A 12,959-nucleotide genomic window follows, 5' to 3' on the forward strand; every position below is an offset into this window, starting at 1 on the left:
TTCTATATCAAACAAGGCGTGCGAAACCGCACGTTTTTGGTGTTAAGTAGTTTATGTATCTTGTTGATTTTGAGTAGATTGTGTGTTGGCACGACCTTTGGAAACAACTTATTGACGAACAGGTCCGGAACCACCGGAACAATCCCTTCGCAAATGATGAAAAAACTATTTTGATACCATGGACAGAGAATTGTCGCAATATACCATTAACAGGAAGAAAATAAAAAACATAGCGGTTGGTTTAGCCGGCGTGGCCCTGCTGGCAGGAGGAATTTACTACTTTCGCAATTCACTTCAGAGTTCTGTTGAGTCTTCAAAAATCAGGGTGGCTGTAGTCGAAACCGGCAACGTTGAAAACACGCTGACGGCCACAGGTGAGGTCATCCCGGCTTTTGAGCAAGTCATCACCAGCCCGATCCGGGCCAGCATCAAACAGGTGTTTTTTACGCCGGGCTCACAGGTGAAAACGGGGCAGCCTATTGTTTCTCTTGACAAGTCGCTTACTTTAATCGAACTGGAAAAACTCAAAGACCAGCTGGCCTTAAAACTCAACAGCGTTGATAAACTGAAGATGGATCTCGACAAAAAGATTTATGACGCCGATATAAATGACAGGATCAAGTCGCTGACTATCAATCGCCTTAAAGCTGAGCTGGAAGATATCAAAAGACTTCAGAAAGTAGGAGGCAGAACACAGGAAGATGTGACCAAAGCCGAGAACAACCTGAAAATAGCCGAGTATGAAAAAGCCCAGCTTGAAAACGAACTGGCTTATAACCGTAAATCGGTAGGGGCGAATGTGAGGGAGTCACAACTGAACGCCCAGATCGAAAGCAAGAACCTGAAAGAAATGGAGCATAAACTCAAAATGGCAGACATCGTCGCAGACCGCTCCGGGGTGCTGACCTGGGTTAACGACAAAATCGGGACCGCCGTCAATGAGGGAGAAATGCTGGCCAGGCTGGCCGATCTGGGCAGTTTTCGCATCGAAGGCTCATGCTCGGATGTTTATGCAGACCAGCTGAAAGTCGGCTTACCGGTGATCGTCAGAATCAATGAAACCGATCTGAGGGGCATGGTTACCCAGATCAAGCCTTCGGTGGAGAACGGGATCATGCAGTTCTCTGTCCAGCTGGATGACAACAGGAATGCGGCTTTAAGGCCCAATATGAAGGTAGAAGTGTTTATTGTTACGAAGAGGGTTGAAAAAGCCGTCAGGGTGATGAACGGGCCTGCATTCAATGGTAAAAGGAAGACCTATGTATTTGTGTTGGAAAACGGTGTCGGCAAACGCAGGGAGGTGGAAACCGGACTTTCAAGCTTTGATTTTGTAGAGATCAAAAGTGGTTTACAACCCGGCGAGAAAGTGATCGTATCGGATCTGAGTCAGTTTGAGCATCTTAACGAGATCAGGATAAACCAGAAATAACCTACACCTTATGAAAAAGCTATATCTCCTTTTTAACCTGGTCCTGCTGATTTCTTTCGCTCAGGCACAAAAGAATGAACTTACCCTGGAACAAGCCGTTTTGATGGCCAGGGACAAGTCGATTGCCTCCAAACAGGCTTCGACTCAAAAACAAACCGATTACTGGCGGTGGCGGACTTTCGCGTCGGATTTTAAGCCGCAACTGAGCCTGAACGGCTCTTTACCGAGCTTTACCAGGTCATTTATTGAAGTAAGACAACCGGACGGAACCGTGGCTTTTCAGTCGGTCTCCAACAACAACTCTTCTCTGAATCTGTCGCTGAGCCAGAGTATTTCCAAAACCGGCGGAACCGTCTTTGTGCAAAAGCAGATCCAGAGGTTTGATGATTTTGATCGCAAAACGACCCTTTACAACGGCGTTCCTCTCGCTTTCGGGCTTTCTCAACCCCTTTTCAGGTTTAACCAGATGAGATGGGACAAGAAGATAGAGCCGCTGAAATATAATGAAAGCCTTCAGAACTACCTGGAATCAATGGAACAGGTGGCCATGAATGTAAGCAGCTATTATTTTGACCTGCTGGTGGCCCAGGTCAACCACCAGATTGCAGAAAAGAACCTCAAAAACAACGATACACTTTACAAAATAGCCCAGGAAAGACTGGTTTTGGGTAAAATATCGCAGAATGACCTTCTCCAGCTCAGGCTGACCGTGCTGAACGCTCAGAAAGACCTTGCCTCAGCCCGGCAGGAGGTGGAGGTGTCTATGCTGCAGCTGAAGTCTTTTATCGGTTACAGGGACGAGACAAGGCTGGACCTCGCTATCCCGTTTCAGATCAGGGAGTTCAATGTAGATGTCAGAAAAGCCATTAATGAAGCCTTTAAAAACCGGGCAGACGCCATCGCATTCCGCAGGAAGATGCTGGAATCAGAAAGAGACCTGAACAAGGCCAAGGCAGAAAACGGGCTCAACGCTTCATTGAACATGGCTTTCGGCTTATCGAACAGAGGCAACAGACCGCTGGATGTTTACCGTAACCCACAAGACAGGGAGTTTGTGGAGATACAGTTCAATTTACCGATCATGGACTGGGGCAGGTCAAAATCAAGGACCGAAACGGCCAAAGCCAACCTGGAACTGACCAGGCAGACGGTGGAGCAGGAAAAACTGACTTTTGAGCAGGAAATTTATACCCAGGTGGCTTTGTTTGACATGTTGCAGAGCCAGGTGAAACTGACCGCCGAAACCGATCAGATAGCTGCCACGAGGTACCAGATTGCCCAGGACAGGTTTATCCTGAGCGACCTCAGCATTACGGACCTGGGTATTGCCCTGCAGGAAAAAGACAGGGCCAAAAGAGATTATATTGTGGCTTTGAGAGATTACTGGCGGGCCTATTATACCTTAAGATATTTAACACTTTACGATTTTGAAACAAATCAGACTCTGGATAAAAATTAAAACAATAAACAAATTATGATAAAGCTAACAAACATTGAGAAGGTTTACCGGACAAGTACGATTGAGACGCTGGCTCTCAACAACATCAACATCGACATCAAAAAAGGAGACTTTGTGTCTATCATGGGGCCGTCTGGATGCGGAAAAAGTACGCTGCTGAATGTCATGGGGCTTTTGGATGAGCCCTCTTCCGGCTCCGTTGAAATCGGCGGACAGCAAGTCGGGAAATACAGGGACAAGGAGCTGGCTCATCTGAGAAACCAGAAGATCGGTTTCATTTTTCAGAGTTTTCACCTGATCAACGACCTGAGTGTGATCGACAACGTTGAAATACCTTTGCTTTACAGGCCTTCAACCAACAAAAGCCGCAGGGACGCTGCCCGCGAAGCCCTTGAAAAAGTAGGTCTGAGCAACAGGATGAAGCATTTTCCGACCCAGCTTTCGGGGGGGCAAAAACAAAGGGTGGCGATTGCAAGAGCCATAGTAGGCAATCCGGAAATTATCCTGGCAGATGAGCCGACAGGTAACCTGGACAGTGCCATGGGAAATGAAATCCTGAACATCCTGCTTCAGTTGAACGCCGAAGGCAGCACCATCATCATGGTTACCCACGATGAAAGCATGGCCAAAAAGACCCATCGCCTCATCCGCCTCTTTGACGGCTCACAGGTGTCCTGATTACAATAAAATTTCAACCGGATTGAAAAAGAAATGAAAGGATCCTGATATTCCGTCATTGAGTCATTCAATCATTCAAAATTAACTATTATGATACTCAATTATATAAAAATCGCCTGGAAAGTCCTCCTGAGGCACCCGTTCTATACCTTTATCACCCTGTTCGGGATTACCATGACTCTGACCGTGCTGATGGTGCTTACTTCATTCCTGGACCACCTCGTCGGGAATCATTATCCTGAAGAAAACAGAGGAAGATCGCTTTATATCTGGAACATGACCCAGCAGGATTCGTCCGGGACCTCGATGCAAAGCGGGCCCATGTCCTACAAATTTCTGACACAGTTTGTTAAAACGCTCAAAACCCCGGAAAGAGTAGGCATCTGTTCGATGAGCACTGCAGCCAACACCTATGTTAACGGGAAGAGGATCAAAGTCAGCACCAAATATTGTGACCCCGATTTCTGGAAAGTGGCCACATTCGAGTTCCTGGAAGGGAAGCCCTTTAACGAACAGAATATTGCCAACGGCGACAAAGTAGCGGTTATCACCGACCTCGTCAAGAGAGAGTACTTTGAAAACGAAAACGAACCCGCTGTAGGCAAGGTCATTGAAATTGAAAATGAGAAGTACAAGGTGATCGGCGTGGTGAAATCAAGCCCTGTAACGCGTTTTATGACCTATTCTGAAGTGTTTTTTCCTTACAATATGCCCAAAAGTAATTTTCAGAGCAAATGGTTCAGAGGGAACTTCTATGCTATTGTGCTGGCAAAGAACACATCTGATATGCCGAAAATACAGGAGGAATTTAATGATGTAATTGCCAGGTTTCCATTGCCCGCTAATGAAGACGGCTTTAAATACTCCGTACTCGAAGTAACCGCAGAAAAATACGTCGACAACATGGTGAAACCCCTGCTCCGTACGACGGTCGGTAACACATTTTACATCATTGTAGCATTGGTGATGCTGATGCTTATGGGGTTGCCGGCTATCAACCTGATCAACCTGAACGTCAGCCGGATTATGGAAAGGGCCTCGGAGATCGGCATAAGAAAGGCATTTGGTGCCCCGGTGAAGACTCTCGCCTGGCAGTTTATCGTAGAGAACATCTTCATTACCCTCATAGGCGGGTTCCTGGCCCTGATCCTTACTTTCATTTTCATCATGATTTTCAATGGAAGCGGTCTCATACTGCATGCCGACCTGACGATTAACTTCTATGTATTCGGAGTCAGTCTGGTGGTCTGTTTCGTTTTTGGTTTGCTGTCAGGAGTGGTGCCGGCTTTCAGGATGTCAAAAATGAAGGTGATTGATGCCCTCAAAAGTGCATAAGAAATTTTAAATAAAAAATTAACTGTTGGCGGTGAGTAACCGCTAATTAAAAATAAAGAATCATGATACGACACCTGATTAAACTGATATGGAATAAAAAAAGGAGCCATACGCTGCTGATCGTCGAGATACTGGCTTCATTTCTGGTGCTGTTCGGGGTGATGAGCCTCGTTACCTATAATATGGGGAATTATCTCAAACCCATTGGTTTTGAGTATGAAAAGATCTGGACGATAAACTTCAGCAGCAACCAGGACACTACTGATGTGGCGGGGAAAATGAACCTGCTGTATCGCAAAGTGGCCGGTTACAACGAGGTGGAATCGGCCACCAGGATGTCCGGGAATTCCCCTTTCTCGTTCAGCAACAGCAACACGGGCATCTCATACAAGAAAACTCATACCATGTCTGATATTTATAACACGGATGAGCATTTTGCCAAGACACTGGGTCTGAACCTGATCCAGGGCAAATGGTATGGCAGAGAAGACAGGGTAGCAAAAAATACGCCGGTGGTGATCAACCGGGCCACGAGAGACGCCTTATTTGGAACGGAAAACCCGGTAGGAAAGGTATTTGACAGCGAGAATGAAGACAAGTGGAGGATTGTGGGTGTGGTAGACTATTTTAAAGGTAAAGGAGAGTATACTGCTGATAAACCCGCTATTTTTGTGCTGATGGATGGCAAGAGTGGTTGGGAAAAGACCATTCTGGCCAAAGTAAAGCCGGGTACAGATGCCAATTTTGAGGCAAAAATGATCAGGGAGCTGGGGGCGATGGCGAAAGACTGGACCGTTGAAGTCACTTACATGTCGGATCAGAGGGTAAATCAGCACAATTTTTCTCTCGTGCCGATGATCATTTTCCTGATCATCTCAGTATTTTTGCTGATCAATGTAGCCATGGGACTGTTTGGTATCCTCAATCTCAACATCGCCAGACGCAGGGAAGAGATAGGGGTAAGGAGGGCACTCGGAGCTACCGAAGGTAGTATTAAAAGCCAATTTGTCGGTGAAATGTGGGTAATCGCAGCTTTTGGTATTTTTATCGGTCTGTTGTTTGCCGTTCAGTTTCCGATTATGAGTATTTTTGACCTCGATCCGGTGATATACATCATCGCCATCTTGCTTTCGGTCTTTATTATTTTCCTGATCGTAACGCTTTGTTCCTATTATCCGAGCCGGCAGGCCGCGAAGATACAACCGGCCATGGCATTGCATGAGGAGTGATTATTGGCTTAAAAGCGGTAAGGTATAAGCGATAAGATCTTTTCCTTAGTTGTGATAGTTGAGGAAGGATGATTGAATAATAGGGCTGATCAAATAAGAAAAATCCTGGCCTTCAGGCCAGAAAACCCTGATCCCTTTGCCCCGGCCTTCGGGCCGGAAATAAAATAGTTGAATATTAATTGATAAAAAAAGCTTACAGCTTAAGGCTTATGGCTTGAAGCTAAAAAACATGTCCAGAATACTGATCATAGATGACGATGTAGCCGTGCAGGCTTCGCTTACCCTGTTGCTGAAACAGGATGGCTTCCAGGTGAAGACCACTTCTTCGCCGGTGCTGGCTATGGATATCATTCAGGATTACAAACCTGAACTCATTATTCTGGACCTGAATTTTTCGATAGAGACCTCGGGTGATGAGGGGATGAAAACCCTGAAAATCATTCGTAAGGCTCATCCAAATGTTCAGGTTATTTTGCTGACCGGGTGGGGTACCATCGACCTGGCCGTAGAAGGGATGAAAATCGGGGCAAAAGATTTCATTACCAAGCCATGGCAAAATGATTATCTGTTGCAATCTATCAAAACGACGCTTAATTTGTCTCAGCAGACACCGCAGTCTGCCGACAGGCAAAAGCTGGATGAGAAATATGATTTTAACCATATCGTAGGGCAGGACCCTCAGTTGCTGTCTATCCTGGAGACGATCGGGAGGGTGGCGGTGACCGAGGCTCCGGTATTGATTACGGGAGAAAGCGGTACAGGAAAGGAATTGATTGCAGAGGCCATTCATCAGAACAGCAAACGTAAAAACAAGCCGTTTGTGAAAGTCAACCTCGGAGGGGTATCATCCACTTTATTTGAAAGCGAACTTTTCGGTCACACCCGCGGAGCATTTACCGATGCCAAGTCGGACAGGATTGGCCGGTTTGAGCTGGCGAATAAAGGCACTATTTTCCTGGACGAAATCGGCGATTTGGATTTGTCAAGCCAGGTTAAGTTGCTGAGGGTGTTGCAGGACCGTACTTTTGAGCCTCTTGGAAGCAGCAAAAGCAAGACGGTAGACGTGAGGATCATCTGTGCTACGAACAGGAACCTGGAAGAAATGGTCAGCAAAAACACTTTCAGAGAGGATTTGCTATACAGGATCAACCTGATTACCGTTAAACTTCCGCCTCTGAGAGAGCGGCCTGAAGATATTTCTGCTCTGGCGGTTTCGTTTGTAAACAATCTTAAAACAATTTACGAAAGGCCGCAACTGCGGATCAGCTCCAAGGCCATTCACTGGCTCAGGAGTTTGTCATTGCCGGGCAACATCCGTCAGCTGAAAAACCTGGTGGAGAAAACGGTTTTACTGACACCCGATGATGAACTGCAGATCCATGATTTTGAAAAGAACATCACGGGAGGCACCAGTGCGGCTGCATTGAGAGCCTTGCCGGAAGTGGGCACCATGACGCTGGAAGAAATGGAATTCCAGATGATCAAAAGAGCGATGGAGTTTCACCAGTACAAAGTCTCGAAGGTAGCCCGTTCACTCGGCATTACCCGTTTCGCTCTGTACAGGCGACTCGAAAAGTTCGAAATACCCTATCATCCTGAAAATTAATCTCTTGTCACTCAGAACCAAATACATCACTTTTGTAGTCATCGTTCATGCGGTGATCATCTTTCTCATCTTCTGGCTTCTGAAGGAAGAAAAACTCTATTTTATCCTGTCGGAAGTGCTGGTGCTGATTTCACTGCTCATTGCGATTCAGCTCTATCATGACTTTATTCAGCCGCTTAAGTTCCTGATGACCGGCATTGAAGCCATCCGTGACCGCGATTTTACGGTTAAGTTCAGGAAAGTAGGCAAACTCGAAATGGACCAGCTAATTGATGTCTACAATGCCATGATCGAGCAATTGAGAGCCGAAAGAACGCAGGTGCTGGAGCAACATTATTTCCTGGACAAACTGATACAGGCGTCGCCCATTGCAGTGATTATCCTGGATTTCGACAATAACATCACCAACCTGAATCCGAAGGCCAGGGAGCTTTTCCATTTCAAAGACAATGCTTTTCTGAACAGACCACTTGTAAACGTGGAGCATCCGATTGTCTCGCACCTGATAAGTGTTGAAAACGGAGAATCAAAAACGGTACAGATCAACGGGGTTGAAACTTATAAAATCCAGCGGTCGTTTTTCCTGGACAGGGGTTTTTCAAGACCTTTCCTGATGGTGGAGGAGCTGACGGCCGAAATTATGGAAACTGAGAAGAAAGCCTACGGAAAGGTGATCCGGATGATGGCCCATGAGATCAATAACTCGATCGGGGCCGTGAATTCTATCCTGAATGTGACCAGGAGCCACGTCAAAGATCCAGATCTGTCGGAAGCCCTGACGATTGCTACTGAAAGGAATGACAAGCTGAATCATTTTATGCGTCGATTTGCAGACATTGTCAGGCTGCCGTTGCCTAACAAAGAGGCCGGAGATGTCATTATACTTACCGACAATATCGTGCAGCTTATGTCCGTCCAGGCCCGGGCGAAAGGGTTGAACCTGACGTTAATTAAGAATGCTAAGCACGTGAACAGGCAGATCGATACGGAACAAATGGAGCAGGTTTTGGTCAATATCATCAAAAATGCCATTGAAGCCTGTGTTCCCGGCCGGGAAATCATCGTGGAAGCAGATACGACAAGCCTATTGATCCGGAACAACGGAGCCCCTATTCCTGAAGAAGTGGAACAGCGGCTGTTTACTCCGTTTTTCAGCAGTAAACCCGAAGGCCAGGGGATCGGCCTCACACTTATCCGCGACATCCTGATGAACCACGGATTCACTTTCTCTCTCAAAACAGAAGAAGGCGGCTGGACAGTGTTCAGGATTAACTGGTAGCTGGAGGAATGGTCAGTATAGTCTCAGGGAAAGTTTTTATAAATATCCTTCCGATGGTCAAATGTTACAAAATATAATGTTTGATCATCTTCCTCCCATTTAAGCCCAATGCGGTAGTTCCCTGTTCGTATCCTGTAATAATGTGTAGCCTTTTAACTTTTTTAGATTAGGCAGATTATCAAAATTGTTGGATTGTTCAGAGAAACTATTTTTAAAAGCAATTTTCATTTTTTTCCTAATGCTTTTAAAACATCTTCTTTTTTAACAGTTTGCGTTTTCATCCCCTTTTCTATCTCTGTGGCAAGAATATGATCTTCCCATTGTGCATCAGTTATTTTATGTGCTTTTATCCCTAGCTTTTCGGCAAGAGCGATAATAAGCTTAATATTTTGTGATGAATTACCTTCTAAAACAATTGCACTCATATACATTTATTTTTTTACAAAAAAACAAAAAAGTAATAAATACAAGGATACTTTCGAAACTTTAATGATTAATTCAGTTCACCGCCATCCTCCAGCAAAGCAAAGCCGAAATGAACGTTACCGGGGTGAAAATCAGCGTTTCCAGTATGTTTTCAGCAAACAGATTGCCTATGGTGTTCAGGAAAAACAGGGCTACAAACAGCCAGAGTAAGCCGGTAGTGATTTTTCGTAGTGTACTGTCTTTGGTAGTTTTCGGGTGAGTAAACACAAGTCCAAGCAGAAGAAGATTAATGAGTATGGAAACTACCTCAAACCGCTTAAGCTCCTCCGGGTTCTGAAATTTTCCGCCCCAGACGATGTCAGAGGGCACCAACCCCGCCAGCACAAAAGCGTGAAAGATAACCACCAATATAAAAATAACCATCAGGGCTTTTCTCGCCGTTTCGAAGGGGATTTTTTTAATCATAAAATTAATTTTTGAAGTAATAAGCCTGAACATTGGGCAAAATCGTGAAAATCTGAATCACCAAACCCCAGAAAATATAAACCACATGAATCACCCCGGCTTCCCTCACAAAATAAAGTTGCACGGCGATCCAGATAATGGTTGCAAAACCCGCATAGAGAGAATAGGTCCAGGCCCAGTGCCTGTCTTTAAAAACATTCAGTTTTTCGGCTGGCGTAAATTTCTGACGGGTGATCAGGGCCCAGGCAATACCCAGCGGCATAAAACCCAGGAAAGTCAGCAATATGATGCCGGGGATCAGGAAATTATGGAAGGGCGAGTGTTGAAGCAGACTTACCGGCATGCCGATCATGTTTCCCGATGGGTCAAAGGTCAGCAAGCCACCACCATAAATGGCACCAAGACCAAGCAAAAGTTGTAGGGCAATCAGGCATTTAACACTCAGCGGCATTTTCATGACTTTGACATGGCTTTGGTTTTCAGTTCAGCCGGCATTTTTTCAATCGCATACCTCAGAGCGGTTCTGGGCATGACCGTCTTTTTGCTCATGACGTAATCAAAAATTTCCTGTTCATGAGCCTGGCTGGCGGCTTTCAGCATCCAGCCGTAACCTTTCTGCACCAGGTCGTCGGGGTCCTGCAGTAAAATATCAGCTATTTCGATGATGTCGCTCAGGAACTTGCCATTACGGCCCGGAATGATCAGTGATACGGCGGCGGCTCGTTTTGTCCAGCGGTTTTCTGATCTCGCCCAGGTTTTCAGTTCTGACAAAAACTCAGGATACATGTCAAGGAACGTACCGACGGTATGATTACACAAGGTGTCGCACGACGCCCAGTTGTTGACATCCTCGTTAACCCAGCGTTCAAAAACCTTGAAATCTCCCGGTTTAAAGTCTTTTTTCAGGCTGTAGGACCAATTGCAGGCAATGATGGATTCTTCGAGATAATCGGAGGCCCATAAATCATCGCATAAGCTGAAGATAAAGGCCTTGGGCTGTTTTTTGACAGTCTTGAAATGCTCCTTGGATATTTTAACCACAATACCGGTTTTGATGCCGTAGAGTTTTATTTTTTCCTTGAAAAAGCCTTTGCCGCTTTCCTGTATTTTTAAATCAATCTGGCTTTCGAGGTCTTTTCTGAGCTGATTGAGAATGATTTCTTTGTCCATTTGAAGATCTTTTTAATCAATGGTTAAAGATACGCTCCTGTTGACGTACGTGATATGACATCGGGCAGAAAATCTCAGAATTTCATTTACTTCGACCGAATTTCATGAAAAACTTTTCAAAATATTCATAAACCAGGTAGCTGACGAGCAATGTGACCGCCATGGCCCCGATCTGCCAGTATTGGGTCGGGAATTTCGGGTAAAATCCTTTCACGTAAATCAGGAAATCTCCGCAGAGCCTGTAAACAATCGGGTGGAGTAAATAGATAGAGAAACTGGTATCTCCCAGAAATATGAGCGGATGATGCAGCACACCGGGCAGTGTGTAGTCTAACTTATAAAAACCGATGCAAATCAGCAGACAACTGAGGGTGAAAGCCAGCCGGGCGGGGCCGGTAACCAAAGAAACAACATTGCCTGAAGCAGGATAGAAAATAAAAATCACCAGACCAATTAAAATCAGGGCAAGGCTTATCGTATTGCCTATTTCCCTGTCTTTCAGGAATACACCTGTTAAAAAACCGGCCATGAAAATGAAAACCTGGTTGAGCGGATTGGTATAGATTCTCCATTGGTTGCTTAATTCAACCTGGCTGTCTAAGGCATAAAAAGCGTAATACAGATATAGAGAAAACAAAACGACCGACAATAAAATCAATAAAGCCCTGTAGTTTTTTGCGAAAATCATGAAGAATGGGAAAAAGGCATAAAAAACGAATTCATTGCCTATAGACCAGGCCCCGGTCGCGAAATAGACGTCCCATCTGACAAAGCCAAAAAGCCCGCTGAGGTTGAGGAAAAGATCAGGAACCTCAAATTCTTTTTTATAGAGCACCAGCGAAATCAGGGTGACCAGGCCAAGCAGGGGGAGAAGTCTGAGGAATCTTTTCTTTAAAAAATTTCCGAGGGCTCTGAAGCTGATTTCTGTTTTGTCGTAATAAACAAAATGGAGGGTCAGGCCGCTCAAAAGATAGAAAATGCCCACACCGTAAATGCCCAGCCTGCCCATGAAGGTATCGGCGGTAAATACGCCGTTGGTCCAGACAGCATAGTGATATGACATAATTCCGAGGGCGATGGCCCCCCTGAGATAATCCAACGTGTGAAGTCTCTTCATGCTTTGTTACAGGTCAGAAATAAAAAAACGTACCGGATTATCTCTGGTACGTCTTAGTTACCTCACAGATTTAATCTGATGCAAATAAAGCACATCAGCGTGAAGGTTTTTCATCCGGCGGAAAATTGTTTTAATTGACCGTAATGGTCTGTTCCTTTTTCAAGCCTTTTTCGTTCTTCGGAAGTGTGACGACGAGTATCCCGTTTTCACTTTTGGCAGAAATCTCCTCTACCTTCACTTTTCCGTTGAGGCTCAGTGTTCTTTCAAAGTTTTTGACTGGAAACTCCTGCCAGCTGAACTCGGGTTTGCCCTCAATTTCCTTGCTGCCGCTGATGTAAAGTACATCTTCAGTGACAGCTATTTTGATATCTTCTTTAGCAAATCCAACGGCATAAACCTGCACAACGAACTCAGTTTCCTGGTCGGTGATATTAAGCGGAACATTGTATTTGGGCCTTTTTATGACTGAAAAGTGATGAAACGGATGGTGACCTCTGAAAGATCTTCTGTATGCCGGACCACAGCCGGCTGTATTTTGCTGATTAAACATGTTATCTGATGATTATTGGTTAATAAATAATGAGCTTACAACTGCTCTTTTGCTGGCTTTTCGGCTTGCTTATGGTCGGTATTTTCACAATGACCGGAGCGGAAATGATGTCCGAGATGGTGATTGAACCTGGCAGGTCCTAAAGTGGCCACCAGCGTACCGAAAGTAAGGGCAGCTACGCCCAATACGATGAAAAATCTGGGTCTTCTTTTCATG

Annotated in this window: 14 protein-coding genes; 7 read left to right on the forward strand and 7 right to left on the reverse strand. The window is 45.2% G+C overall.

Going from position 1 to position 12,959, the window contains the following annotated elements:
- The first annotated feature begins 178 nt into the window (after positions 1-178).
- From GVN16_RS08690 to GVN16_RS08720, 7 genes are all read left to right on the forward strand, one after another.
- A complete protein-coding gene (locus GVN16_RS08690) occupies positions 179-1,429 on the forward strand; it encodes an efflux RND transporter periplasmic adaptor subunit (protein ID WP_166563472.1) in 1,251 nt (416 codons plus the stop codon).
- Positions 1,430-1,439: 10 nt separating this feature from the next.
- Positions 1,440-2,888, forward strand: coding sequence for a TolC family protein (locus GVN16_RS08695; protein ID WP_166563473.1), 1,449 nt, complete (start codon positions 1,440-1,442; stop codon positions 2,886-2,888).
- A 15-nt stretch (positions 2,889-2,903) separates the two neighbouring features.
- Complete coding sequence (locus GVN16_RS08700) at positions 2,904-3,566, forward strand: ABC transporter ATP-binding protein (protein WP_166563474.1); 663 nt, start codon at positions 2,904-2,906, stop codon at positions 3,564-3,566.
- Between the two features lie 90 nt (positions 3,567-3,656).
- Positions 3,657-4,901, forward strand: a complete 1,245-nt coding sequence (locus tag GVN16_RS08705) for an ABC transporter permease (RefSeq protein ID WP_166563475.1) — start codon at positions 3,657-3,659, stop codon at positions 4,899-4,901.
- A gap of 62 nt (positions 4,902-4,963) precedes the next feature.
- Complete coding sequence (locus GVN16_RS08710) at positions 4,964-6,130, forward strand: ABC transporter permease (RefSeq protein WP_166563476.1); 1,167 nt, start codon at positions 4,964-4,966, stop codon at positions 6,128-6,130.
- A 229-nt stretch (positions 6,131-6,359) separates the two neighbouring features.
- Complete coding sequence (locus GVN16_RS08715) at positions 6,360-7,736, forward strand: sigma-54 dependent transcriptional regulator (protein ID WP_166563477.1); 1,377 nt, start codon at positions 6,360-6,362, stop codon at positions 7,734-7,736.
- Positions 7,737-7,740: 4 nt separating this feature from the next.
- Positions 7,741-9,015: a PAS domain-containing sensor histidine kinase gene (locus GVN16_RS08720; RefSeq protein ID WP_166563478.1), complete on the forward strand. Its 1,275-nt coding sequence runs from the start codon at positions 7,741-7,743 to the stop codon at positions 9,013-9,015.
- 224 nt (positions 9,016-9,239) lie between these two features.
- Here the strand turns inward: GVN16_RS08720 and GVN16_RS08725 are convergent, their stop codons facing one another.
- The 7 genes from GVN16_RS08725 to GVN16_RS08755 form a co-directional block, all read right to left on the reverse strand.
- Entirely contained in the window at positions 9,240-9,440 is a 201-nt protein-coding gene (locus GVN16_RS08725; protein ID WP_166563479.1) for a hypothetical protein, read from the reverse strand.
- A 73-nt stretch (positions 9,441-9,513) separates the two neighbouring features.
- Positions 9,514-9,906 carry a hypothetical protein gene (locus tag GVN16_RS08730; RefSeq protein WP_166563480.1) on the reverse strand — a complete coding sequence of 131 codons (393 nt, stop codon included), beginning with the start codon at positions 9,904-9,906 and terminating at the stop codon, positions 9,514-9,516.
- A 4-nt stretch (positions 9,907-9,910) separates the two neighbouring features.
- Entirely contained in the window at positions 9,911-10,363 is a 453-nt protein-coding gene (locus GVN16_RS08735; protein ID WP_166563481.1) for a hypothetical protein, read from the reverse strand.
- Positions 10,360-11,076 (reverse strand): DNA alkylation repair protein, encoded by a 717-nt coding sequence (locus GVN16_RS08740; protein ID WP_166563482.1) that lies wholly within the window; start codon positions 11,074-11,076, stop codon positions 10,360-10,362. The genes GVN16_RS08735 and GVN16_RS08740 overlap by 4 nt, the downstream gene beginning before the upstream one ends.
- An 82-nt stretch (positions 11,077-11,158) precedes the next feature.
- Positions 11,159-12,193, reverse strand: a complete 1,035-nt coding sequence (locus GVN16_RS08745) for an acyltransferase (RefSeq protein ID WP_166563483.1) — start codon at positions 12,191-12,193, stop codon at positions 11,159-11,161.
- 130 nt (positions 12,194-12,323) lie between these two features.
- Complete coding sequence (locus GVN16_RS08750; protein ID WP_166563484.1) at positions 12,324-12,743, reverse strand: Hsp20/alpha crystallin family protein; 420 nt, start codon at positions 12,741-12,743, stop codon at positions 12,324-12,326.
- Positions 12,744-12,778: 35 nt separating this feature from the next.
- On the reverse strand, positions 12,779-12,958 hold the full coding sequence (locus tag GVN16_RS08755) for a hypothetical protein (protein ID WP_166563485.1): 180 nt from the start codon (positions 12,956-12,958) through the stop codon (positions 12,779-12,781).
- Between the last annotated feature and the right edge of the window lies 1 nt (position 12,959).

Source organism: Emticicia sp. CRIBPO (assembly GCF_009905725.1).
Lineage (GTDB): Bacteria > Bacteroidota > Bacteroidia > Cytophagales > Spirosomataceae > Leadbetterella.